This window comes from Streptomyces lincolnensis (assembly GCF_001685355.1).
In the GTDB taxonomy this organism is placed as follows: domain Bacteria; phylum Actinomycetota; class Actinomycetes; order Streptomycetales; family Streptomycetaceae; genus Streptomyces; species Streptomyces lincolnensis.
Window position 1 is genome coordinate 1,544,755 of record NZ_CP016438.1, and the last position, 25,041, is coordinate 1,569,795.

Consider the following 25,041-nt stretch of genomic DNA (forward strand, 5'->3'; position numbering starts at 1 on the left):
CCGGACAGGTCGCCTGGGTGATGTACCCTCGGCGACTCCGTCTCGCGGTAGTCAAACTTGAGGAGTAGGGCATCCCTGTGCAGAGGATCCCCCTGGCCACGTCGTCCGAGCTCTCCGAACTCGCCGACTGCTGTGCCGTGTTCGTACCCGGCGATCCGGCCCGGACCGGCACCGTCGCCTTCTGGCGGCCCGACGGCGACCCGCCGCCCCCTGTCGCGGCGGGGCGGATCACGGACCTGACCGTCGTCGTGCCCGGCGACGACGGTGTCGACCGGGTGAGCGTGCCCGCCGTCGCGGTGCCCGTGCGCGCCGCCCTGCCGGCCCTCACACGCGCGCGTGCCCTCGGGCACGCGGACCGCAGCACCGCCTTCTGGAGCTCCGCGGCCGTGCTGGCGCTGCACTTCGTCGCGCGTGGGCTGCTGCTGCCCGGCCTGTCCGCGGACGACCACGACGCCTGGCGCGTGGGTCCCCTCGGGCCCGAGGACGTCGAGGACATCCGCCGACTCGCCGCGGCGATGCCGCCCGAGGCGCACGCCGTGCCGCTGGAGAGCGCCGGGCCGCCCCGGCTGCCGGAGCCGGAGGAACTGCTGCGCGTCTTCCTGGACGCGGTGGCCGACTCCCTGCCCCGCTCACCCGCCGCGCCCTTGGCCACGGGCGGTCCCGCCTACGCGGCACCGGAACCGCGCCGGCTGCCCGAGCAGCGCGCCTGGGCAGCCGATGTCGCCGCCGGTCACGACGCGGGCGTACGGCTCTCCCTGCGGGTCGAGGTAGGGGGTCTGCCCGACGGGTCGGACGAGACGCAGGACGACACCGCGCTCGCGTTCCGGGCCGTGCTCCAGGTGCACAGCGTGAGCGATCCGACGCTCGTCGCGGACGCCGCCGAGGTGTGGGCAGGCTCCGGAGCCGCGAGCGGGGGCTTCGGTCCGCGCGCGCGGATGGACGCCCTGCTCGCGCTGCGCCGCGCGGCCCGCGCCTGGCCGCCGCTCGCGCCGCTGCTGTCGGCGGCCGTGCCCGACGCCGTCGATCTGGCCGACGAGGAAGTCACCGACCTGCTCGGAGAGGGCACCCGGGCCCTGTCGGGGGCAGCGGTGGAGGTGCACTGGCCGAAGGAGCTGGCCCGCGAACTGACCGCCCGCGCGGTGGTCGGTCCCCCGGACGAGACGGCGAGGCCCGACAGATTCTCGTCGGACACACCGTCGTTCCTGTCCGTCGACGCGCTCATCGCCTTCGACTGGCGGTTCGCCCTGGGCGACCGGCACCTGACCCGCGAGGAACTGGACCGTCTCGCCGAGGCCGGCCGTCCCGTCGTACGGCTGCGCGACCAGTGGGTCCTGGTCGACCCTCACGCGGTGCGCCGGGCCCGCGCCCAGCAGGACCGCAAGGTGACGCCCATCGACGCGCTGAGCGCCGCCCTGACGGGCTCGACGGAGGTCGACGGCCGCCGGGTCGAGGTGGAGCCCACGGGCTGGCTGGCGGCCCTGCGGGAGCGCCTCGCGGACCCCGAGGCCCAGGAGCCGGTCGGTCAGCCGGCCGCGCTCGACGCCACGCTGCGGGACTACCAGCGGCGCGGACTGAGCTGGCTGGCCCGGACGACCTCCCTGGGCTTGGGCTGCTGTCTGGCCGACGACATGGGACTGGGCAAGACGATCACCCTGATCGCGTTGCATCTGCACCGGCAGACCGAGGCCGGGTCCGCCGGTCCCACGCTCGTGGTGTGCCCCACGTCCCTGATGGGCAACTGGCAGCGCGAGATCGAGAGGTTCGCGCCCGGCACGCCGGTGCGCCGCTTCCACGGGGCGCGGCGCGGCCTGGACGCCCTGGCCGACGGGGAGTTCGTGCTCACCACGTACGGCACGATGCGCCTGGACGCGCCCCGGCTCGCCGAAGTGCCGTGGGGCATGGTCGTGGCGGACGAGGCCCAGCACGTGAAGAACCCGTACTCGGCAACCGCCCGTGAGCTGCGTTCCATCGGCGCACGCGCCCGCGTGGCGCTCACCGGCACACCGGTCGAGAACAACCTGTCGGAGCTGTGGGCGATCCTCGACTGGACGACCCCCGGACTGCTGGGACGGCTCGGCACCTTCCGCACGCGGTACGCGCAGACCGTCGAGAGCGGGCAGGATCCGGCCGCCGCCGAACGGCTCGCCCGGCTCGTGCGCCCCTTCCTGCTGCGCCGCCGCAAGTCGGATCCGGGGATCGCCCCGGAACTGCCGCCGAAGACCGAGACCGACCGCGCCGTCTCTCTCACCCCCGAACAGGCGGGGCTGTACGAGGCGGTGGTGCGCGAGACGCTCGCGGAGATCTCCGGCGCGGACAGCATGGCCCGCCGCGGCCTGATCGTGAAGCTGCTGACGGGGCTGAAGCAGATCTGCAACCACCCGGCGCAGTTCCTCAAAGAGGACCGGCCGAGAATCGCCGGGCGCTCGGGGAAGCTGGAACTCCTGGACGAACTGCTCGACACCATCCTCGCCGAGGGCGCGGGCGTGCTGGTCTTCACGCAGTACGTGGCGATGGCCCGCCTGATCGAGCAGCATCTCTCGGCCCGCGGCGTGGCCTCGCAGTTCCTGCACGGAGGGACGCCCGTGCCGCAGCGGGAGGCGATGGTGCGCCGGTTCCAGGACGGTGAAGTGCCGGTCTTCCTGCTGTCGTTGAAGGCCGCGGGCACAGGGCTGAACCTCACCCGGGCCGAACATGTCGTGCACTACGACCGCTGGTGGAACCCGGCCGTCGAGGCCCAGGCCACGGACCGCGCGTACCGCATCGGCCAGACCCGGCCCGTACAGGTGCACCGGCTGATCGCCGAGGGGACCATCGAGGACCGCATCGCCGCCATGCTCGACCGCAAGAGGCAGCTGGCGGACGCGGTACTGGGTGCGGGCGAGGCGGCGTTCACGGAACTGACGGACGCGGAGCTGGCCGATCTGGTCGCGCTGCGAGGGGGAGAGCGATGAACGAGTACACGGATACAGAAACAGAACGGACATTCGCCGCGTTGCCGCCCGCGCAGGGGCGGGGCTTCGCGCAGACGTGGTGGGGCCGGGCCTGGCTGAAGGCCCTGGAGGACACGGCCCTGGACTCGGTGCAGGTGAAGGCGGGCCGCCGGCTCGCGCGCGCGGGAGCGGTCGGCGCGGTGTCCGTGCGGCCGGGACGGATCACGGCCGTGGTCCAGGACCGCGACGGCGCGGCGCACCGGGCCGACGTGCTGCTCGCGGAGCTGTCCGACGAGCAGTGGGACCGCTTCCTCGACATGGCGGTGGAGCGGGCCGGGCACGTCGCGGCGCTGCTGGACCGTGACATGCCGCCGCACCTGGTCGAGGACGCGGCGGCGGCGGGCATCGACCTGCTGCCGGGCATGGGCGAACTGGAGCCGGAGTGCGACTGCGGCGCCTGGGACCACTGCGGGCACACGGCCGCCCTCTGCCACCAGGTGGCGCGCCTGCTGGACCAGGATCCCTTCGTCCTGCTGCTGATGCGGGGACGCGCCGAACGTCCCCTGCTGGACGCTCTCCAGGAGCGCAGCGCCACACCCGGGACGCCAACTGCCGAGCCCACGGGAGTGGACGCGGCCGAGGCCTACGCGGTCGGCGACATCCTGCCGCCGCTGCCCGCCCCCGCCGGGCTGCCCGAACGGCCGGGCGTACCGCCGTCCCTGGACACCGAGGCTCCGCCCGCGCCCGGCATCGACGCGGCCGCGCTGGAGTTCCTGGCCGCGCGCACCGCCGCGGAGGCGCACCGGCTGCTCGCCGACGCCCTGCGGGCCGAAGCGGCGCCGGAGACGGAGTTGACGATGGCCCAGGACGCCGTCCGCCTGGCCGCGGGCGATCCCGAGGCGGCCGTGGCCGTCCGGCTCGCCGACGGCTCCGGGCGCGACCGGGAACAGCTCTCCCGGGCCGTGCGCGCGTGGCGGCTGGGCGGCGCCGCCGCGCTGGCGGTGTGCGAGGAGGAGTGGGCCGTCGAGGGCGAAACGCTCGCACGCGCGCGTGCCGCTCTGGACTCGGCCTGGGAGGAGGACGAACGGCCGACCCTGCGGGCGACGGCCAACCGGTGGACGGTCGTCGGCGCGCCGAGCCAGCTCCGCCTGGGACGGGACGGCCGCTGGTGGCCGTACCGGAAGGAACAGGGCCGCTGGACCCCGGCGGGCGGGGCGGCCCAGGATCCCGCGACGGCGCTCGCCTCCGTGGAGGCCTCCGGGACCGAAGAGGCCGTCTGAACCGGCGAGTTCTGCTCGACGAGCGGTCGACGCCCCGCGTTCACCCGGCAGTCGTACGGCGTTCCGCGCGGGGCCCAAATCTGGCCGCTGTCACCGAACCCGCCCCTCAGGAGGCCCGATGTCCCCGTCTGCCGGCGGTCGACGCCCCATCGCACGCATTGCCGCGGCGGGAGTGCCCCTCGCCGTGATCGCCGCCTTGATCACGGCGGTCCCCGCCGCGGGCACGCCCTCCGGGAAGGCGCACGTCGTGCGTACGGCGACGCTCGGTGACATCCCGCTCGGCGCGTTCAGCGACGCGCTGCTGCCGGGCACGGTGGGCGACGACCGGGGCGTGGACCTCGGCGGCATCGGCAGCGACATCTACCCCGCGGGCCGCAAGGACGAGTTCTGGACGGTGACCGACCGCGGCCCCAACGGCCAGATCAAGGTGGACGGCAGCAAGCGCCGCACGTTCCCGGTGCCGGGATTCGATCCGGCGATCGTGAGGATCCGCGTGTCCGGCGACACGGTGAAGGTGCTGGACGCGATGGCGGTCACCACCGCCTCCGGCAAGGCGGTCACCGGGCTGTCGAACCAGGCGGGGCGCGACGAGGCGCCGTACACGTACGACGCGACGACCCCACTGGCGTACAACCCGAACGGGCTGGACACCGAGGGCATCGTGCGCGCCGGGGACGGGAGTTTCTGGCTCGTCGACGAGTACGGGCCGAGCCTGGTCCACGTCTCCGCGCGCGGGAAGGTCCTCACGCGGTACGTGCCCAAGGGGCTCCACCTCAGTGGTGCGGACTACCCGGTGGTGGAGGCCCTACCGTCCGTCTACCTGCACCGGAAGATCAACCGCGGTTTCGAGGGGCTCGCCCAACTGCCGGGCGGCGACCTGGTGATCGCTCTTCAGAGCCCGCTGTCGGTGCCGGACACGGACGCCGGTGAGGCCTCCCGGACCACGCGGCTGCTGCGCTTCTCGCCGAAGAAGAAGGCGGTCACCGCCGAGTACGCGTACCGCTTCGACCCGGTGGACGTGGTGGATCCGGGCGAGGACGACACCTCCGAGCTGAAGATCTCCTCCGTGGTCGCCGTGGGCGGTGACCGGCTGCTGGTCGAGGAGCGCACCGACAAGGCCGCGCGGCTCCAGCTCGTACGGCTGGACCGCACCGCGAACATTCTGGGCGGCCGCTGGGACGACGACACGACGTCTCCGTCGCTGGAACAGCTGGCGGACCCGGCGGCCTCGGGCGTACCGGTGCTCGACAAGCGGCTCGTCGTCGATCTGGGGACGGTCGCCGGAGTGCCCGGGAAGATCGAGGGCGTCGCGCGCGTGGACCGTGACATGCTCGCCCTGATCAACGACAACGACTTCGGGATGACGGACGGCGCGGGCGCGTTCGACGCGCGGGGCCGGCTGGTCGACAGCGGGGTGGAGACGACGGTGACGTACGTGCGGCTGCCGCACGGCATCTGACGCGGATCCGCGCCCAGGGCCCGTCCGGCGGACGACGGGCCCTGCGGCCGAGAAGGGTCCACCAGGATCTAGGGGAACACCTCTTCCGGCAGCGACGGGATCAGCGATTCGAGATCACTGGGCAGGTCGCTCGGGAATCCGCTCGGCAGCTCCGTGGGTAGCTGCGAGGGCAGCTCGCTGGGGAGTTCGGTCGGGAGGCTGAACGACGGCTTGGGAGAGCCGCTGCTGCTCTCGGGGGCCGGCTTGTCGTCGCGTGAGTCCTCGCTGCCCGATGCCATCAGGACCACGACGCCGATCGCCACCGCGGCCACGATCACGGCCAGCAGGGCGAAGAGCGGGTTCCGGCGCCTTCTGGGACGGTCCGGGCCCGGATCGCCGACCGGGCTCATCGGCTGGGTCGGCGGCGTCCCGCCGTACGAGGTGCGCCCGTGGTCGTCGGGAGGTGGTCCGAAACCGCCGCTCTGAGGCGGCGTGTCACCCGGTGGTCCGGGCGGCTGAGGGGGTACCGGCGGGATGCCCATGCCGTCCAGAGTCGCCTCGAAGCGGTCAGGCCGCGACCCCCGCACGGGAGTTGATTCCGGCTCATGCCGTGGACCGCATGATTCCGGAACATTCCGTGCGAGGGCCGCCACAGGGCATCACTCACGAACCGCGCGAGGCGAGTGCACGCGCACGCGTGGTCAGCCGCGCGCGCCCAGCAGGTGGTCCATCGCCAGCTGGTCGAGCTGCTCGAAGGCCATACCGCGCGCGGCGGCCGCCTCCGCGTCGAACTCCTCGAAGGCCGCACGGTCCGCGAGCAGCGCCTTGAGGCCGTCGGCCGCGGTGGGCTGCGCCAGCTCGTCCAGGCGGGAGGCGCGCAGGGCCTCCTGGACCTCCGGGTCGGCGCGGAAGGCGGCCGCGCGCTCCTTCAGGATGAGGTAGTTGCGCATGCAGCCCGCGGCCGAGGCCCACACGCCGTCGAGGTCCTCGGTCCGCGGCGGCTTGAAGTCGAAGTGCTTCGGGCCCGCGTAACCGGCGCTCTCCAGGAGGTCGACCAGCCAGAAGGCGGCACGCAGGTCGCCGGCGCCGAAGCGCAGGTCCTGGTCGTACTTGATGCCGGACTGGCCGTTGAGGTCGATGTGGAAGAGCTTGCCCGCCCACAGGGCCTGCGCGATGCCGTGCGGGAAGTTCAGCCCGGCCATCTGCTCGTGGCCGACCTCGGGGTTGACGCCGTACAGCTCCGGGCGCTCCAGGCGCTCGATGAACGCCAGGGCGTGACCGACGGTGGGCAGCAGGATGTCGCCGCGCGGCTCGTTCGGCTTGGGCTCGATCGCGAAGCGCAGGTCGTAGCCCTGTTCGGTGACGTACTCGCCGAGGAGGTCGAAGGCCTCCTTCATGCGGTCCAGGGCCACGCGTACGTCCTTGGCGGCGCCGGACTCGGCGCCCTCACGGCCGCCCCAGGCGACGTACGTCTCGGCGCCGAGCTCGGCCGCGAGGTCGATGTTGCGGATCGTCTTGCGCAGCGCGTAACGGCGCACGTCACGGTCGTTGGCGGTGAACGCGCCGTCCTTGAAGACCGGGTGCGTGAAGAGGTTGGTGGTCGCCATCGGCACCTTCATGCCGGTCGCGTCCAGGGCCTCGCGGAAGCGCTTGATGTGACCTTCGCGCTCGCTGTCGGAGGACCCGAAGGGGATCAGGTCGTCGTCGTGGAAGGTCACGCCGTGGGCGCCGAGCTCGGACAGGCGCCGCACGGTCTCGACCGGGTCGAGGGCACGGCGGGTGGCGTCGCCGAACGGGTCCCGTCCCTGCCAGCCGACGGTCCACAGGCCGAAGGTGAACCTGTCCTCGGGGGTGGGCTGGTAGTTCATGCCGCGGCTCCTTGCGTGCTGAGACTATTTCGTCATGGCCGTTTACAAATTAGTATGCGAACGCATCTCTGGGAAGACAGACCCCGAAGAGCCGCGGAAAAACTTGAGGAGAGCCCGATGTCAGCAGCCGAGGGTCCGCTCGTCGTCGGCGTGGACACATCCACGCAGTCCACGAAGGCGCTGGTCGTGGACGCGGCCACCGGGCAGGTCGTCGCGAGCGGCCAGGCACCGCACACCGTGACCTCCGGCGCCGGCCGGGAGAGCGACCCGCGCCAGTGGTGGGACGCCCTGAACGAGGCCCTGCGCCAGTGCGGGGACGCGGCGCGCGAGGCGGCCGCGGTCTCGATCGGTGGCCAGCAGCACGGCCTGGTCACCCTGGACGAGCACGGCGAGCCGGTCCGCCCGGCCCTGCTGTGGAACGACGTGCGCTCCGCGCCGCAGGCCCGCCGGCTGACCGAGGAACTGGGCGGCGCGAAGTTCTGGGCCGAGCGCACGGGATCGGTCCCTGCGGCCTCCTTCACCGTCACGAAGTGGGCCTGGCTGGCCGAGCACGAGCCGGAGGCGGTCCGCGCCGCCAAGGCCGTAAGGCTTCCCCACGACTACCTCACCGAGCGCCTCACGGGTCAGGGCACGACCGACCGCGGCGATGTCTCGGGCACCGGCTGGTGGGCCTCGGGGACCGAGTCGTACGACGACGAGATCCTCGCCCACGTCGGGCTCGACCCGGCCCTGCTGCCCCGCGTGGTCCGGCCCGGCGAGGTGGCCGGCACCGTGCGCGACGGCCACGACCTGCCGTTCTCCAAGGGCACCCTGGTCGCCCCCGGCACCGGCGACAACGCCGCCGCCGCGCTGGGCCTCGGCCTGCGCCCCGGCACCCCGGTGCTCAGCCTCGGCACCTCCGGCACGGTGTACGCCGTGTCGAAGCGGCGCCCGACGGACCCCACCGGCACGGTGGCGGGCTTCGCCGACGCCCACGGCGACTGGCTGCCCCTGGCCTGCACCCTGAACTGCACCCTCGCCGTCGACCGGGTCGCGACCCTGCTGGGCCTGGACCGCGAGGCGGTGGAACCCACCACCGCCGTCACCCTGCTCCCCTACCTGGACGGCGAGCGCACCCCCAACCTCCCGAACGCCTCGGGACTGCTGCACGGCCTGCGCCACGACACCACCGGCGGCCAGCTCCTCCAGGCCGCCTACGACGGCGCCGTCCACGCGCTGCTCGGCGCGCTCGACCTGGTCCTCGACGAGGACGCCGACCGTTCGACACCGCTGCTGCTGATCGGCGGCGGCGCGCGGGGCACTGCCTGGCAGCAGACCGTACGACGGCTGTCGGGCCGCCCGGTCCAGGTGCCCGAGGCCAGGGAACTGGTCGCGCTGGGCGCGGCGGCCCAGGCCGCCGGCCTGCTCACCGGCGAGGATCCGGCCGCGGTCGCACGCCGCTGGAACACCACCGCCGGACCGGTGCTGGAGGCCGTGGAGCGGGACGAGGCGGCGCTGGCAAGGATCACCGGGGTACTCTCCGACGCGGCTTCGCTGCTGGAGCGGGGGACGGACCCACGCTGAGCCACCGGCGCATGCCCGTCGACCGAGCCACCGACACCGAGCGAGGACGGACGGAGGCATGACCGCACCGCTGCACGAGGCCCACCCGGCCGGCCCCGGACGCGCGCTGCCCGACACCCAGCAGGGGATGCGGCGGCGCAACCTCGCCCGGGTGATGCACACCCTCAGGGCCGAGGGGCCGCTGTCCCGTGCCGCCGTCGCCTCGCACATCGGACTGACCCGCGCGGCCGTGTCGAGCCTGGTCGACGAACTCATCCGCTCGGGACTCCTGGAGGAACTGGGCCCGGAACGGCCCGGCCGGGTGGGCAGGCCGGGCTCGGCGCTCGCCGTCAGCGGGCACGGGCCCGCCGGGATCGGCGCCGAGATCGGCGTGGACCACCTCGCGGTGTGCGCCGTCGACCTGCGCGGGGAGATACGCGCCCGGGCGGTGCGCCACGGCGTGAACCGGGGCCGCTCCCCCGAGCCGGTGACCGCCGAGCTCACCGACCTGGTGCGGCAGGTCGTCGCCGAGGCGGAGAGCCTCGGGCTGTGGCCGGCGGGGCTGGCCGTGGCCGTGCCCGGACTGGTGGCACGCGACGCCCGGACCGTCGTCCGCGCACCGAACCTCGACTGGCACGACACCGACATCGGCGCCCTGCTGCCCGCCGAGTTCGCGCCCACGGTGGGCAACGAGGCCAACTTCGGCGCTCTCGCCGAGCTCTGGCTCGGTGACGGCACCCCTCACGACTTCCTGCACGTCTCCGCGGAGATCGGCATCGGCGCCGCGGTCGTGGTGGACGGGCGGCTGCTGCACGGAACACGGGGCTTCGCGGGCGAGCTGGGCCATGTACCGGTCCACCCGGACGGACCCGGCTGCCCGTGCGGCGGACGGGGCTGCCTGGAGCAGTACGCCGGTGAGGAGGCCGTGCTGCGGGCGGCCGGCCTGGAGCCGGGCGAGGACCGCGTCGGACTCCTCTCGCACCGCGCGACGGACGGGGACGAGAACGTACGGCGGGCCCTGCGCGAGGCCGGAGAGGCCCTCGGGATCGCGCTGACCGGCGCGGTCAACCTGCTGGATCCCGAGAACGTCGTGCTGGGCGGCGCACTCGCCGGCCTCGCGCCGTGGCTGCTGCCGTCCCTGCGGCAGGAACTGGCGAAACGCACGGCGGGCCCCGCCTGCCCCGTGACAGTGTCCGAGCTGGGCCCCGAGGGACCGCTGCTGGGGGCCGCGCACTCGGTGGTGCGCGCTGTGCTGGACGACCCGGCGCGAGTGGCGGAACGGGCCTGACCGGCGCCGTTCCCACCGACCAGCGCCGTTCCCACCCGTCCGGCGCCGCTCCCACCCGTCCGGGTGAGCGAGTTATCCACAATCACGCGGTCGTCCACTGAAACACAGGGTGTTCTTCTGCCCGACCCACAGGCGCCGTACCGTCGTTCCCGCGAGCCACAGCCATCGGAGTTCCGCAGAACGGAGCCGTACCGCGATGAACGACCCCAGGATCCTGACCGTGCGCCCCGGACCGGGCGAGTACGCCTGGACGTTCGGCGGTGCGCCGCCGGTGGCGCGGATCGCGCCCGGCACCGTGCTCGACCTGTACACCGAGGACTGCTTCGCCGGACGGGTGCGGTCCGAGAAGGACCTGGTGTCCGAGGTGTGCGAGTTCCCGTTCCTCAATCCGCAGACCGGGCCCTTCCACATCGAGGGCGCCGAGCCGGGCGACACCGTCGCCGTGCACTTCGTGTCGATCGAACCCGCCCGGGACTGGGCCGCCTCCACCACGGTCCCGCTCTTCGGCGCGCTCACCTCGACCCACACCACGGCCACGCTGCAACCACCGCTCCCGGAGACGGTATGGATCTGGCAGCTCGACCGCTCCCGTCGCACGGCACTGTTCCGGGCCCGCGACAGCGACATCGAGATCGAGCTGCCGATGGACCCGATGCACGGCACGGTGGGCGTGGCCCCCGCCAACCTGGAGGTGCGCTCGGCACTGGTGCCCGACGCGCACGGCGGCAACATGGACACACCCGAGATGCGCGCCGGCGTCACCTGCTACCTCGGCGTGAACGTCGAGGGGGCGCTGCTCAGCCTCGGCGACGGCCACGCCCGGCAGGGCGAGGGAGAGACCTGCGGTGTGGCCGTGGAGTGCGCGATGAACACCGTGGTGATCGTCGAGCTGCTGAAGGGCCTGGCCACGCCCTGGCCACGCATCGAGTCGGACACCCACATCATCTCGACGGGCTCGGCACGCCCGTTGGAGGACGCGTTCCGGATATCCCAGCTCGACCTGGTGCGATGGCTGGTCCGCGACTACGGGTTCGGCGAACTGGACGCCTACCAGTTCGCGACCCAGACCGTCGAATCGCCGCTGGCCAACGTCTGCGACACCAACTACACGTGCGTGGCCAAGCTCCGCAAGGAATGGCTGCCCGCACGCGAGACGCACCGCGGAGTGCACGCGCGGCTGCGGGAGGCCGCGGCGGCTCTCCGGGGCTGAACGGTCCGCCGGGTCGAAACACCTGGTCCGTCGTTCGGGTGAGTGTGGTCGAAACGGTTGTCCACGCCCGTACCCGGAGTGACGATGTCCACGACCACGTCGCCGTTCGGGGAGGCCGAGTTGACCGATCCGTGGGTGGCCCTGGAGCCCGGGGCCGACCCCGCCGAGCACGCGCGGATGCTGCGGCGCGCACACGAGACGTTCACCGAGGCGGGGACGGTGCCGCGTCCGGTGCGTCCGGTGGTGGCCGACTCCTGGCGGCGTTCCGCGCGGGCCGGTGTCGGGCCCGACGGCACCGCGGACGTGGAACTCATGGACGGCGACCTCGGCGCCTACCGGGCCGAGCACCCTCTGGCGCGGGTGATGCCGTTGTTCCGCGAGTTGCTGGGCACGTTCGCCGCCGACGGGGAGCACCTCCTCGCGGTGTGCGACGCGCACGGCAGGCTGCTGTGGGTCGAGGGTCACCCGAGCACGCGGCGCCGGGCCGGGCGGATGAACTTCGTACCGGGTGCGCGCTGGGCGGAGACCTCCGTCGGGACGAACGCGCCGGGCACGGCGGTGGCCGTGGACCGGCCGGTGCAGGTGTTCGCGGCCGAGCACTTCATCCGCCGGGTACAGCCCTGGACCTGCGCGGCGGCGCCCGTGCACGATCCCCGGTCCGGGCGAGTGCTCGGTGCCGTGGACATCACCGGCGGGAACGGGCTCGCGCATCCGCACAGCCTGGGTTTCGTGCAGGCCGTGGCGCGAGCCGCGGAGTCCCATCTGGCGCTGCTCGTTCCTGAGCAGCCCGTTCTCGGCACGCCCGAGCTGACCGCGCTCGGCCGCGACGAGGCACAGCTGCGCGTCGAGGGGCGCCGGATCAGGCTCAGCCGTCGGCACAGCGAGATCCTGGTGCTGCTGGCCCGCCACCCGGAGGGGCTGAGCGGCGACGAGTTGTTGTGCGCGCTCTACGAGGACGAGTCGGTGCCACCGGTGACCCTGCGCGCCGAACTGGCCCGGCTGCGCCGGTTGCTCGGCCCGAGCCTGCTCGCGTCGCGCCCCTACCGGCTCACCGTCCCGGTCGAGTCCGACGTCGCCGTGGTCGAGCGGCGGTTGGAGACCGGCGCGGTCATCGCGGCCGCGGCGGCGTACGCGGGACCGCTGCTGCCCGGTTCGCAGGCGCCGGCGGTGGTGCGGCTGCGGCGCAGGATCACCGACGGTCTACGGACCGCGCTGATCGCCCGCCGCGACCCCGACCTGCTCGCCGACTGGGCGCACGCGGCGTGGGGCGAGGACGACCTCGACGTCTGGCGGGCGCTCGCCACGGTGCGACCGACGGCGGCGGTACGGGCCCGACTGGCCTCGCTGGAGGCGGAGTTGGCGGCGCCACCCGCGTGGCCGCGGTCGGCGGTGCGCTGATCGCAGCCGGCTTCGGCACAGAGACTCAGGTGTGCGCAGGGACGCAGGTGCGCAGGTGCGCAGGTGCGCAGGTGCGCAGGTGCGCAGGTGCGCAGGTGCGCAGGCCGATTCTCCACCACACGTGATCCGGTGGCGCGCCCCCCTCCCTGCTCGGGATCCATGGCGCAACGTAATTGCAACGTGCCGCTTCCTAGCCTCGCGCCGAGAGCTGCCCAACGGCGGGCAGCGCTTCTGAAGGAGGCAGACCGGCATGACCCGTTACGCGGCGCCCGGAACCGAGGGCGCGATCGTCTCCTACCAGGCGCGCTACGACCATTTCATCGGCGGTGAGTACGTGCCGCCGGCCCGCGGACAGTACTTCGAGAACCCGTCCCCGGTGAACGGGCAGCCGTTCACCGAGATCGCACGCGGCACCGCGGAGGACGTGGAGCGGGCGCTCGACGCGGCCCACGCGGCCGCCCCCGCCTGGGGCCGCACGTCGGTGACCGAACGCTCCGACATCCTGCTGAAGATCGCCGACCGCATGGAGGCGCATCTCGAACCGCTCGCGGTCGCCGAGAGCTGGGAGAACGGCAAGCCGGTCCGCGAGACGCTGGCGGCCGACATCCCCCTCGCCATCGACCACTTCCGCTACTTCGCCGGCGCGATCCGCTCCCAGGAGGGCTCGCTGGGAGAGCTCGACGACGACACGGTGGCCTACCACTTCCACGAGCCGCTGGGCGTCGTGGCGCAGATCATTCCGTGGAACTTCCCGATCCTGATGGCGACCTGGAAACTGGCTCCGGCCCTCGCCGCGGGCAACGCGGTCGTCATCAAGCCGGCCGAGCAGACCCCGGCCTCCATCCACTACTGGATGAGCCTGATCGCGGACCTGCTCCCGCCGGGCGTGGTGAACATCGTCAACGGCTTCGGAGCGGAGGCGGGCAAGCCACTGGCGTCCAGCCCGCGGGTGGCGAAGGTGGCGTTCACCGGCGAGACCACGACGGGGCGGCTGATCATGCAGTACGCCTCGGAGAACATCAAGCCGGTCACCCTGGAGCTCGGCGGCAAGTCGCCCAACATCTTCTTCGACGACGTATGGGCGCAGGACGACGACTTCCGCGACAAGGCCCTCGAAGGCTTCACCATGTTCGCGCTCAACCAGGGCGAGGTGTGCACCTGCCCGTCCCGGGCCCTCATCCAGCGCGGCGCCTACGCCGAGTTCCTCCGGGCGGCCGTGGACCGCACCGAGCTGATCACCCCGGGCCACCCCCTCGACACCGACACCATGATCGGCGCCCAGGCCTCCAACGACCAGCTGGAGAAGATCCTCTCCTACCTGGACATCGGCCGCCAGGAGGGCGCCAAAGTGCTCACGGGCGGCGAACGCGTGGAGTACGACGGGGAGTTGAAGGGCGGCTACTACGTCCAGCCGACCATCTTCGAGGGCGACAACCGCATGCGGATCTTCCAGGAGGAGATCTTCGGCCCCGTCGTCTCCGTGACGTCCTTCGACGACTTCGACGACGCCATCAAGATCGCGAACGACACGCTGTACGGCCTGGGCGCGGGCGTGTGGACCCGCGACATCAACACCGCCTACCGCGCCGGCCGGGCGATCCAGGCGGGCCGCGTCTGGACGAACTGCTACCACGCCTACCCGGCGCACGCCGCCTTCGGCGGCTACAAGCAGTCGGGCATCGGCCGCGAGAACCACAAGATGATGCTGGAGCACTACCAGCAGACGAAGAATCTCCTGGTGTCGTACTCGCCGCAGAAGCTGGGCTTCTTCTAGGCACACGTCGGGAATCGGCTCGATCCACCAGGGACAGCGGGGCCGGCGGGGCCACCAGCGTGATCAGGCCGTGCTCGGCCCCGCCTCCAGGCGGGAAATGACCGCCCGGAGTGCGAGTTCACCTTCGGCTCGCGCCAAGGGCTCGCCCGGTCACGCTTGTGGCTCCGTTTCCGGGATGCCAGTTCGCCAGTGACGGTACGTTGCGATCTTGCCCGGCGCGAAGGCGCGTGTGAAGGCGTGCCCGACGGGCAGCAGTCGGTCTCGGTGCGGTCGATCAATCGTCGAACACCCGGGCCTACCGGGTGAGGGCAGTCCGGCGCATCACCGCACGTGAGGGCGACTCCGGCGCCTGACGGCCGCACGCCCGAGTGTCGTGGCATCCCCGCACAGCCCTTGCCACACGGGCGGCAATGCCACGCGGGCCGTGCCAATGGCCTGACCATCGGCGTCGTGCTGTGTGGGATGCCGCCCGGCCCGTGCCGTACCGGCCGTCTTCGAACGTTCAGCGGCCCAGATGCACAGCACCCGCCCAGTGGCTCGGCGAGTCGAGCGCGATCACGCCGCTGATCCGCTCCAGCTGCCTCGCGAGCCGGTTCGCGGTGGTCTGCGGAAGGCTCTCCGGGATGCGGCGGTCGGGCCGTCGCATCCACTGCTGTGCACGGCGCAGAGCCTCCGAGGGTTCGTGTCCACGCCCCATGAAGTGGTGAAACATCAGCATCACGAATGCCGTGGCGGCGTTCTGCGACGGCCAGAGCGAGCCCAGGACGGTCGACGCTCCCGCGGAGAGAAAGGCACCCGCGACGGTGAACCCTTCGTCGGGGTAGCGATCGCTGAGGTTGCTGGTGCAGCAGGCCAGCGACACGCATACGCCGCCGGGATTCTCCTGACCCTCGGTGTTCACCGAACTGGGCACTCTGATCACTGTGTTCGCGATCTGGTCGACGCGGAGGCGCTCTTCTCCCAGGTGGATGCACGAGCGCCACGGTTCGGCCAGATCCTGCGCCAGGTGAGCGGCGATGTCGATCATTGTCCAGCCGGAGCCGATCGAGATCTCGGTGAGCAGTGACGCACCGATCCTCTGCGGTTCTCCGTCCGCGTTCCGGACGTTCAGAACGGTGGCCCGGGGATACAACCCGCCGTGCAGGAGAGCGGTGGCGGTCCATGCCGCCGCGGGACCGGTCAGGCCGTTGACCAGCAGTGCCCGTTCGTTCGGTACGGGACGCGGCCTGGCCGTGGCCGCGATGAACTGCCGGGCGGAAGGGGCGTACGAGATCACCAACCGGTCGATGGCCAGGACGTCCGGTCCCCCGACCGGCACCGCGGCCCAGGGCACGGCTGCCAGGTCGCCCATCGGTATCAGGACGGTGCGTGCCCTGCCGTCCGGGCGGGGCGGACAGTGTCTGTCCAGTGCGGCCAGGACGGGTTTGAGCATGGTCCGGCCGGCCCAGTCGCACATCTCGGACAGTGCTCGCGCCCACTGCTCATTGCCCGCGGGGTTCGCGGCTCCCCCTGCCGAGGAACTCCAGACGCGCAGGACGGCTCGGTAGCGGTCCAGGGCCGGAGAGCCGGCCGCCGCTGTGCCCGGGAAGGGGACCCACGAGGCCCTGCCGGTGGCTGTGAGCACCAGGGCACCGCCCCCGGAGAATCCGGGCGGGGAACCTTCCGCCGCCGGACCGGGGCCCGGCGGTAGCAGGTAGACCAGCGCCTGGAAACCCACTGCTGCCAGCGCGTTGCTGATGTCCGCGACGCAGGGCGGGGCCACCAGACCGTCCAGCGCCCCGTCCGCCTCGAGAAGGCCCATGACGACACCGGTCAGACCGCTCGGCACTGTCAGGTCGGCGCCGGGGTCGCCCGCGACGTATTCGGGAACGCGAAGGAGGCCGGTGTCCCTGACGTGCCTGTTCCAGGATTCGGCGAGGTCACCGCGCCCCAGCGCGTGCAGACGCGCAGGAGTGTCACGGTGCACATGGGCACTGTGCAGGACAAGGGCCCGCCCGGACTCCAGCGCCTGTACCGCCGCGTCCCACGCTCGGTCCGCGATGGCCCAGTGGGCGACCTCGAGCGCCTCCTTTCCCGCGTCGCGCGCCGAGAACAAGGCGTCCGCGGTGCCTTCCTGCAGAAGCACCTGCCGGGCGTTCTCCCGCAGGATCCGTACGCCGATACTCCGGGACTCGGCCAGGTCGGCACGTGACCCGTGCCCCTGCTCGGCCGCCGGGGAGGACGGGCCGAGGGAGGGTGTGACGGCGTCCAGCAAGGGGCCCAACCCCGGCATCACGTCCACCTCGCTCCGAAGGCGGGCGAGTGTCTCCCGTGACGTCCGGACGACCGCGGCCGCTCCTCTGACCCGTAACGCACGGGCGAGGCGCAGTTGCGCCACCGTGCGCACTTTCGGAAGGGGTTGGTTCTCGGACTCCATGGTGATCGAGCGCAGCGTCTGAATGGCGTCGTCCGTCGTGCCCTGGAGCTGGCTCCGCACGGTGCGAATCAGGGTGAGCATCGCTTGGAGCATGCCGTCTGCGCCGCCGCTGCTCAGTGCCGCCGCCTCCGCCATGTTCTCGTACTCGGTCAAGCGCTCGTCCAGCCCACCTTGTGCCCGTATGTGCTCCACACCGCGCGCGCCTATCCGGATCGCTTCGAGGGTCACCCCGCGGTGCACGCGTTCGGCGGCGTTCGTGGCCAGGGCGTAGGATCGCTCGGCCCACGGCAAGGCCTGCTCGGCATAGACGGCGGTCTTCCGGCCCGGCAGCTCGCCGGCGAGTACCAGGGCCTGGGCGAAGACCAGGGTGAGCGCCCCTTCGATTCCCTGTTTCAGCTCCGCGGCGGCCGGGCTCTCCAGCGCGGTGCGCATCAGCGCCAGCGCCGACCCGGTATGGCTTCTGTCCGTCGGTGCCGGGATTCCGCAGTCGGCGTCGTCGGCGCCCGCGCTGTTGTGGAAGCGGACGTGGGCCAGACCACGGAACACGTCCATGACGAGGGGTCCGACCCCGGAGCGTGGCATGTCGTCGGCGTAACTCTCCAATAGCGCCAGGGCACTTCGGCTGTCCTTGATCGAGCCGCGCGTGTTGAGACGCCCGAGGAGCGAATGGCAGAGCATCACCAGCGCGTTGGGCACGGCCGGGTGGTCCGGCGGCAGGGTGCGCAGCGCCTGGGTGATGTCCTCGAGCGCGTGCTCGATGTCGTCGGCGCCGAACGAGTACGCGGCCCGCGCGCTTCTGGCCATTCCACGGACCAGCAGAGAAGTCGGGAAGTCGACGCCTCGCGGGTCCAGTTGCGTTGTCCCGTACTCCGCCGCTTCGATCGCCTCGGTCAGAACCGACGGCGGGAGCAGTCTCTCGGCCACCGCGTGGATGAGGCCCTCGGCATACACCGCTGCCGCGACGACCGAGGGTTCTCCACCCGCGAGCCAGACGTCCTTGAGTCTGTTCAGCCCCTCCAGCAGGTTTCCGGACTCTTCCGCTGCCGCCGGACCGTGCTCCACGGCCCGCTTGAGGACGAGTTCCGACTCCATCTGCCGAAGGGCCACCGTCACCTCGTCCGGGACGTCGTCCCGGTCTCTGAGGACGGACAGCGCGCTCAGCCATTCCCGCCATTCGGTGCCGGCCAGCCGCTCCGGGTCCTCTCTGAGCAGATGGGCCCACGTGACCAGTCGACAGGCCTGGATCCGTACCAGGTCCGGATCCTGCGGGTCGAGCAACGGCAACACTTCGTCAAGCAGTTCGAGGTGGTCACGGCGCAGGCCGGACAGTGCGTCCCGTATCGCCTTGGCCATGGCACGTGTCTCGGACGGCGCTGTGGTGGGACGGTATTCGGCGGCGTGCTCCAGCAAGGTGTCGAGTTCGACATGAATCAGGTGCGCCTGGAGGCTGAGGGGCACGAGGCCGGGTCGCGGCGGATCCTGAGTGGTCTCCTCCGTCCGCCACACGCTCTCACGGGCGACGGCCGCTCGCGCGGTGGACAGGTGGTGCAGTGCTTCCCTCAGGTCCCTGATCCTCGGGCCGTCGAGACCGTCCACAGCCGTCGCGGGTACGTTCGGCGCGTGGCTCAGCAAGCGGGCCAGGTTCAGGCAGTCGGCGGGGTCCACGGTCCCGTGCGGTACGTCGTCGGGCATCTCGGACCTCATGTGCGCCACCACTCTCCCCCGCAGTCGGTTCAGCGCCTCCGGTACCGGGCCCCGGCAGGAGAAGGCATCGGTCTCGTCCGCGACCATCTCGGCGAGAGCGGAGAGGTAGGGGCGGCACGCGCCTCCGGAGCTCCGTGTCAGCCCGGCCAGCGCGGCGAACTCGGCGGCGATCCAGCCGATCTCGTCATCGGCGAACGCGCCTGAGAGCACTCCCCTGTTGTACGGCTCGGTCGATCGGCCTTCCCTGCCGCTCATGTGGTCGGTCCTGCCGAGGTCGAAGCCGGAGCCTGGCCCGCGTCGAGGGCGATCTGACCGATGTCGACGGGGTACGTCTGCGGGGTGAAGGTGAGGGCGGTGGCCTGCTCGGCACGGCGGCTGAGGTACGCGGTGAGCAGGCGTCCCGTCGCCCGCTCCGCGGTGATGTCGGTGGGCTGTGGCCAGCCTGCCGTCTCGTAGAGTGCCGTCCTGGATGCCACCAGGACGGCCTCGATGCTGTCGCAGTAGTCGTCCACCGCGTCGCCCAGACCGCGGTGCAGCAGCGCCGTGGCGCCCGCGGCCACGGCCGCGATGAGCATGCACACCGCGAGCACCGTCCCGTCGCCGGCGAAGAGGGATCCTGCGGCGAAGGCGAGTGCGACCACACCGGTGCAGACGGCCCAGAGCAGGTTCTGCACCCGTGAAGCGACCACCTCCGACTCGCGTTTGAGTCCCGCCAGGTGCGGCTGGCACAGACTGATCTCCAGGAGCGGCCAGCAGACGTCCAGTTGCAGGCCGTGCCTGGTCTCCACCCGCTCGGTCATGGCGGCGAAGCTGTTGCCCAACCGCGTGGGAGCCACCCGGCGGTTGCCGTGCGGCGACGGGCCTCCGGGGCTCGGGTAGCGCATCCTCCGCGCAAGCGCCCGGGCGTCGCGAGCCAGCGTCAGCACGTCATCCGCCGCCTCCGAGTCACGCGCCCTGTGACCTGCGGCGGAGGCGAGCCGGCCGACTGCCGCCGCGTACACACGCTGATGGTGACGCAGGCGACGGGCGGTCAACCCGGCCAAGCGCCCGTTCAGGGGCCACGAGGTGCCCGCCAGCCAGGCAAGAACTGGCTTCGTCGCCGCTGCGATGATGAGCGAGGAGCCGACGGCCAGCGTGAGTGCCAGGACGATGCCCACGACGACGGCCACCGGATCGACGGACGACCCTTCGCACCACAGACGCGTGACCCGCCCTTCGGCGGAACCGGAACAGTCGGTGGCTCCGGGCAGCCGAGCGCTGAGGCCCACGACCACCACCGCCCAGAAGGCGAACGCGCCTCCGCTCACCCTCAGCAGCCACCTGTTCGCACGCCCGGCGATCAATGTGCGCACCAGTTCCACCGCGAACCCCCTCCCCGCGCTCTCCCCGAGCCTCGTCGGCGTGCCCCCGGAATCCCGTATGGAGCGGTCGGTCAGTCGCCGTCGAGAGGCGGTTCCAACGAGCCGTACTTGAGCGTCACGGCCTGACCGTGAGCACTACAGCTGATGATTCCGCTGTCCGAGTACTCAGAGGTGCCGGTGTCCCGGGTGAGACACCCGTCCACCTCGCAGTACCACCCGAACTCGCCTCCCCCCGAGGGGAGACCGCCGAGCGGGCTCACCAACGTGCCGAGTTCGTCGAACGCACCTTCCAGGGACTGCGGTTCGGCTCTCTCCCCGGGAGCTGCGGCACCGTCCTGGGACTCTGAGGACACCATGGGTGAAGCATGGGACCCGTACGGTTTTGCGTCAAATATGCAAAAGCGTAGAAATAGAGAACAGATTCTATCTCAATCGCACTTATAGTGACTTTGCTGGATGAGGTGGACCGCTGTCCGCTAACTTGCCCTCACGGAAACGAGCTCACGTAGGCCCACGCGGGGCGGTTCGGGCTCAGCTCGGGGGCATGGGGGCATATGAGTTCGTCCGTCGTCATCGACTGGAAGCTGCTCGCGGAGCAGGAGCGATCCGCGTGTCTGCGTCATCGGGAGGCGTTCGTCGAACTCCGCCGCAGAGCAAGAACCCTGGAACGTCGTGCCGCCGTCGTCGGTGCGGTCACCGGCAGCCGTATCTCCGTCCCTTCGGTGACGGAGCCCGGCCTCGACGCCGATTCCGGAAACCTCGCATCGGCACTCGACGCCGCCTCGGCGCTCCTCGCCCGAACCGAGGAGAGGCTCCATGCCGCGATCGCCGTCCACTCCTCATCCGCACGTCCGGCAGCGCGGCTCCCGGCCGCGGAGACCGCCCCGCCGCCCGTCGGCCCCAGCGCGGCAGAGGAACTCGCCCGCTGGCGAGAGCGGCAGGGGGCTCGGCGCGACCCGGCACGCAAGCCGTTGAACAGCGCCGAGACCGAGAAGGCGTACACACAGGCGGCAGAGGTGATCGAGGTGTTCCCGGATCGGAAGGACCAGATCCTCGAACTCGTCCGGACCTCCGTCGCGGGAGACACCGGAGACGCTCTCGCCCTGGCACGGGTACGGGCCGAGGCAGACGCCGCGATCGAGGAGCGGAGGGACGGGGAGCGGGCCGCGTCCTTACGTGAACGGATCCAGCTGCTGATCAGCCGGATCGCCGACTCGACGCACGGGCGCGACTACGCCGCCACCCTGTCCGACCGGGTGGCGGCTGCCGGTCTCGATGGCCCTCGGTTGCAGCGGCTGTACGACCAGTCCCGCACGCTTCTCGGGGAGTTGACATCGTGGCAGGACCGATCCGATCTCCTCGCGACCATGGAACAGGCCATGGCCGATGTGTGGGACTTCGGCCCCGACACCCCCATGGTGATCCTCACCGCTGCCGGCACGGACGACCGGGCGCTTGCCACCCCGCTCCCGACCCGGACCGCACACCCGACGCAGGCCGGTCACGCCGTACGGCTGACGATCGAGCAGAACTCCCTGGTCCACGCGGAAGTGGTACGGCTTCCCGGCGGCAACCCCGCCGGTGACACGGAGGCCCAGAGCCTGCTGTGCGACCGGATGGACGAGTTCGCCGCCCGGATGGCCGACCACGGCTGCCCCGTCAGCTGGACCGAAGGGCCGCCCGCCGGGGCCGTGGCGGCGGAGGCCGTCCAGGCAGAGGTCGTGCGAACCAGCTCCGAAGGCTCCGTGGAGGCGAAGGCGCAAGCGGCCGAGAGCGCCCGGCGCAGGCGTCGGGCCACCGAACTGCGTCGCCGTGCCGCGGCGATGAGGAGCCAGCAGCGCAGACCGACGGGAAGTTCCTGATGAAAAGCTCCTGGGCCGAGTACGACATCACTGAGGACCGGGCGCCCAACGCCTGCTTCAAGGGCGTCCCGGAATTACCCGAGGCGTGGATGCGTGAGGTGGATCTCTCCCTTTCGCTGGCGCCTCAGCTGCTGCTGACCGGCAACGTCCGGGACCTGCACCGCGTCATGGTGCTTCCGGAGGGCGATCCGGCCGTCGGCGGCGCTCTCTTCCCGGTCGAGCGCATGCTGCCCCTGTCCGAGGTACTGGCGACGATCTGCCAAGCCAGGGGGTACGCCGGGCTGCTGCAACTGGACCCGCTGAGCGGACTGACCCCGATTCGTCCTCCGGGGCGAGGAGACGGCCGCGCGCTGCCCGCCGCGCTGACCGAGGTGGTCAAGTCGTACGAGCAGAAGGACGACGAGCTCGCAGGCCCCGACCTCAGAGCGCTGCTCATCGACCTGCACGCGGCCAGGACCGACCCGGAGGACGACGGCGCGCCCATCGGCCTCGTCGTTCCGTACGCGGCGCGGATCATGCCTGCGGACGGGATGCCCGATCCCGCGGAACGCACCCTGATGACCACCATCGAAGCTCTCGGTCACAGTGCGAGTACGGTGCCCTCCCCGTTGAGTGCGTCCCAGGAGACGTTCGCCGTGACGATCTTCTGGATCTGTGAGCAGCAGGAGCACCTGCACAGCGGTTTCCCGATCGGCAGCGGCGCGTTGCGCGTGATCAGGGTGCCGCTGCCGGACCTCGACCGGCGCCACACCGCTGCCCGCTATTTCACCCGGGCCGACAGCCCTCCGCCCGAGGACATCGAGGCGATCGCCGGCGCCACCGACGGCATGACGGCACGGCATGTACGCACCGCGGTGCTCACCGCCGCGAGCCTGCCGCCCGGCCCTTCCAAGTTCTCCGACGCGGCCCGGCTGGTACGCGTCGGCATCACCGAGGACCCGTGGGCGAGCGCGACCATCAGGGAGCAGTTGTCGAACGCCTCCGCGTATCTGTCGAGGAGTGTGCTGGGCCAGCCGGAGGCCGTCGAGAAGACCGTGGACATCCTGGTCCGCGCCGCCGTCGGGCTGACCGGCGCCCAGTCCTCCAGTACGCCCAACCGGCCACGCGGAGTGCTCTTCCTCGCCGGCCCCACCGGAGTGGGGAAGACCGAACTGGCGAGGTCGATCACCAAACTGCTCCTGGGCAAGGAGGCGTCTCCGGTGCGCTTCGACATGTCCGAGTTCCGTGCCGACGAGAGCCGCCAGCGGCTGATCGGGGCGCCCCCCGGGTATGTCGGATACGACTCGGGAGGCGAGCTGACCAACGCGGTCCGCGCGCAGCCCGCCAGCGTTCTCCTCTTCGACGAAGTCGAGAAGGCGCACGAACGCATCCTCGACCTCTTCCTGCAGATCCTGGACGACGGCAGGCTCACGGACAGTCGCGGCTCCACCGTGTACTTCACCGAATGCTTTCTGATCTTCACCTCGAACCTCGGCGCCACGGAGAGCACGGCCGACGGTGAATCCGGGGACGAGGACGCGGACAGCTCCCTCTCCGTACAGCCCACCGACTTCCAGAAGAATCCGGCACTATTCGCGGAGCACCTCAAGCAGGCCTATATCGAGTACTTCGACAAACAGATCGGCCGGCCCGAACTGCGCAACCGCTTCGGCGACAGTTACGTCTCCCTCGGCTACATCAATCCAGTGGTCGCCCGGCAGATCCTGGACCGGGCGATGGACAACTTCGCCGAGCGTGTCCTGCTCACCCACAAGGCCCGGCTGTCGTTCTCCCAGGACGTACGCGAAACCCTGGCGGAGAACGCGGTGGGGGACCTCGCGCTCGGCGCTCGCGGAGTGCTCAACCTCGTGGAGAGCGCACTGGTGAATCCGGTCAGCCGCCGCATCTTCGACCAGCCGTGCCGTCCCGGGGAAGAACTGTGCGTGACCGGGCTGTATCTGGACGGCAACGTGTGGAAACTGGAGCTGACACGTTGAACGACCGACCCGCGCCCACAAGAAGCGACTCCGTCCTGCGCGTCAGCCGGGTGGTCTTCCCGGTGACCGCGCTCGGACCGGGGACGCGGCTCGGCGTCTGGGTGCAGGGCTGTTCGATCCGCTGCCATGGCTGTCTGGCTCTCGACACCTGGAACCCCGAGACCGGTCTGGAAATGACGGCGCCGCAGCTCCACGACATCTGGCGGGACGCGCGTGCCGCCGGCGCGGAGGGGCTGACGATCAGCGGCGGCGAGCCAGGCGACCAGCCCGAGGCCCTCACCCTGCTCCTGGAGGGCGTGCGGGAGATTTCCGGATCCGCAGCCGAGGACATCCTGCTCTACACCGGATACGAGTGGGAGGAGTTCCGGCGGCGGATGCCGCGGGTGCGCGAACTCGCGGACGCTGTCATCACCGGCCCGTTTCGCGCCGAGCTTCCGACCACGCTGGTGTGGCGCGGATCCGCCAACCAGATCCTCCACCCGCTGAGCGAACTCGGCGAGATCCGCTACGCGCCGCACATCGACAGCCGGCCCGAACGTCCGCCCATGCAACGAGTCGTCACGGACGAACGCGTTTGGATGATCGGCGTACCGAGGACCGGCGATCTGCCGCGGTTGGATCGAGCACTGCGCCGATCGGATGTGACGGTCGGACAGACGTCCTGGCGTCCGGCGCGTGGCGACAAGGACGCACAAGCACCCGACCGTCACCGAAGTCACAGTGTCGCTCCCTTCGGACCTGCCGACGACCCCACGGAACCGGAATAACCGCATGCATTACTTCTGCACCAGGGGCAGACACGAGTGGCACTCCTCATACTGCGACGAGCACGACAGCAACACGGCTCCTCAGCGCTCGCGGCGCACCTCCGCCGCCGACCGGACGGGTTCCGCAGAGAGCCCAGCCACGGGCACGGCCGGACCGGGCGAGGCCCCGGACCCCGCGGTTCGAGCCCGTCTGGGATCGATCCTTGATCCCGACCCGGAAACGCCGC

At 71.5% G+C, this 25,041-nt stretch carries 16 protein-coding genes; 11 read left to right on the plus strand and 5 right to left on the minus strand.

Annotated features, from left to right (window positions below; all coding sequences use genetic code 11):
* Nucleotides 1-77 precede the first annotated feature (77 nt).
* From SLINC_RS06870 to SLINC_RS06880, 3 genes are all read left to right on the plus strand, one after another.
* Nucleotides 78-2,951, plus strand: coding sequence for a DEAD/DEAH box helicase (locus SLINC_RS06870; RefSeq protein WP_067427958.1), 2,874 nt, complete (start codon nucleotides 78-80; stop codon nucleotides 2,949-2,951).
* A complete protein-coding gene (locus SLINC_RS06875) occupies nucleotides 2,948-4,210 on the plus strand; it encodes an SWF or SNF family helicase (protein ID WP_067427961.1) in 1,263 nt (420 codons plus the stop codon). The genes SLINC_RS06870 and SLINC_RS06875 overlap by 4 nt, the downstream gene beginning before the upstream one ends.
* A 118-nt stretch (nucleotides 4,211-4,328) precedes the next feature.
* Complete coding sequence (locus tag SLINC_RS06880) at nucleotides 4,329-5,669, plus strand: esterase-like activity of phytase family protein (RefSeq protein WP_067427964.1); 1,341 nt, start codon at nucleotides 4,329-4,331, stop codon at nucleotides 5,667-5,669.
* Nucleotides 5,670-5,737: 68 nt separating this feature from the next.
* Here SLINC_RS06880 and SLINC_RS06885 read toward each other — a convergent pair whose 3' ends face one another.
* Together SLINC_RS06885 and xylA are read right to left on the minus strand one after the other, a co-directional pair.
* Nucleotides 5,738-6,190, minus strand: coding sequence for a hypothetical protein (locus SLINC_RS06885; protein WP_225988270.1), 453 nt, complete (start codon nucleotides 6,188-6,190; stop codon nucleotides 5,738-5,740).
* 159 nt (nucleotides 6,191-6,349) lie between these two features.
* Entirely contained in the window at nucleotides 6,350-7,516 is a 1,167-nt protein-coding gene (gene xylA, locus SLINC_RS06890) for a xylose isomerase (protein WP_067427966.1), read from the minus strand.
* A 117-nt stretch (nucleotides 7,517-7,633) separates the two neighbouring features.
* Here xylA and xylB point away from each other — a divergent pair, with 117 nt between their 5' ends.
* The 5 genes from xylB to exaC all read left to right on the plus strand — a co-directional run bounded on the left by xylB (nucleotide 7,634) and on the right by exaC (nucleotide 14,728).
* Nucleotides 7,634-9,079: a xylulokinase gene (gene xylB, locus SLINC_RS06895; protein WP_067427968.1), complete on the plus strand. Its 1,446-nt coding sequence runs from the start codon at nucleotides 7,634-7,636 to the stop codon at nucleotides 9,077-9,079.
* Between the two features lie 58 nt (nucleotides 9,080-9,137).
* The gene (locus SLINC_RS06900) at nucleotides 9,138-10,346 is read left to right on the plus strand and encodes an ROK family transcriptional regulator (RefSeq protein ID WP_067427970.1); all 1,209 of its coding nucleotides are present in this window, start codon (nucleotides 9,138-9,140) and stop codon (nucleotides 10,344-10,346) included.
* 196 nt (nucleotides 10,347-10,542) lie between these two features.
* Complete coding sequence (locus SLINC_RS06905; protein ID WP_067427972.1) at nucleotides 10,543-11,556, plus strand: acetamidase/formamidase family protein; 1,014 nt, start codon at nucleotides 10,543-10,545, stop codon at nucleotides 11,554-11,556.
* A gap of 84 nt (nucleotides 11,557-11,640) precedes the next feature.
* Entirely contained in the window at nucleotides 11,641-12,954 is a 1,314-nt protein-coding gene (locus tag SLINC_RS06910) for a GAF domain-containing protein (RefSeq protein WP_225988271.1), read from the plus strand.
* A gap of 250 nt (nucleotides 12,955-13,204) precedes the next feature.
* Nucleotides 13,205-14,728 carry an acetaldehyde dehydrogenase ExaC gene (gene exaC / locus SLINC_RS06915; protein WP_067427974.1) on the plus strand — a complete coding sequence of 508 codons (1,524 nt, stop codon included), beginning with the start codon at nucleotides 13,205-13,207 and terminating at the stop codon, nucleotides 14,726-14,728.
* 502 nt (nucleotides 14,729-15,230) lie between these two features.
* Here exaC and SLINC_RS06920 read toward each other — a convergent pair.
* The 3 genes from SLINC_RS06920 to SLINC_RS06930 all read right to left on the minus strand — a co-directional run bounded on the left by SLINC_RS06920 (nucleotide 15,231) and on the right by SLINC_RS06930 (nucleotide 20,565).
* Nucleotides 15,231-19,103: a CHAT domain-containing protein gene (locus SLINC_RS06920; protein WP_152038975.1), complete on the minus strand. Its 3,873-nt coding sequence runs from the start codon at nucleotides 19,101-19,103 to the stop codon at nucleotides 15,231-15,233.
* The gene (locus SLINC_RS06925; protein WP_152038976.1) at nucleotides 19,100-20,155 is read right to left on the minus strand and encodes a hypothetical protein; all 1,056 of its coding nucleotides are present in this window, start codon (nucleotides 20,153-20,155) and stop codon (nucleotides 19,100-19,102) included. The genes SLINC_RS06920 and SLINC_RS06925 overlap by 4 nt, the downstream gene beginning before the upstream one ends.
* A 125-nt stretch (nucleotides 20,156-20,280) precedes the next feature.
* Nucleotides 20,281-20,565, minus strand: coding sequence for a hypothetical protein (locus tag SLINC_RS06930; RefSeq protein ID WP_067427981.1), 285 nt, complete (start codon nucleotides 20,563-20,565; stop codon nucleotides 20,281-20,283).
* Between the two features lie 198 nt (nucleotides 20,566-20,763).
* On the opposite strand from SLINC_RS06930, the gene SLINC_RS06935 reads away from it, so the two are divergent.
* Genes SLINC_RS06935 through SLINC_RS06945 form a run of 3 tightly spaced genes read left to right on the plus strand, consistent with a single transcriptional unit; the run spans nucleotide 20,764 to nucleotide 24,814 of the window.
* Nucleotides 20,764-22,071 carry a hypothetical protein gene (locus tag SLINC_RS06935; RefSeq protein ID WP_067427983.1) on the plus strand — a complete coding sequence of 436 codons (1,308 nt, stop codon included), beginning with the start codon at nucleotides 20,764-20,766 and terminating at the stop codon, nucleotides 22,069-22,071.
* A complete protein-coding gene (locus SLINC_RS06940; protein ID WP_067427985.1) occupies nucleotides 22,071-24,047 on the plus strand; it encodes an AAA family ATPase in 1,977 nt (658 codons plus the stop codon). The genes SLINC_RS06935 and SLINC_RS06940 overlap by 1 nt, the downstream gene beginning before the upstream one ends.
* On the plus strand, nucleotides 24,044-24,814 hold the full coding sequence (locus SLINC_RS06945) for a 4Fe-4S single cluster domain-containing protein (RefSeq protein WP_079164438.1): 771 nt from the start codon (nucleotides 24,044-24,046) through the stop codon (nucleotides 24,812-24,814). Before SLINC_RS06940 ends, SLINC_RS06945 begins: the two co-directional genes overlap by 4 nt.
* The last annotated feature ends 227 nt before the right edge of the window (nucleotides 24,815-25,041 follow it).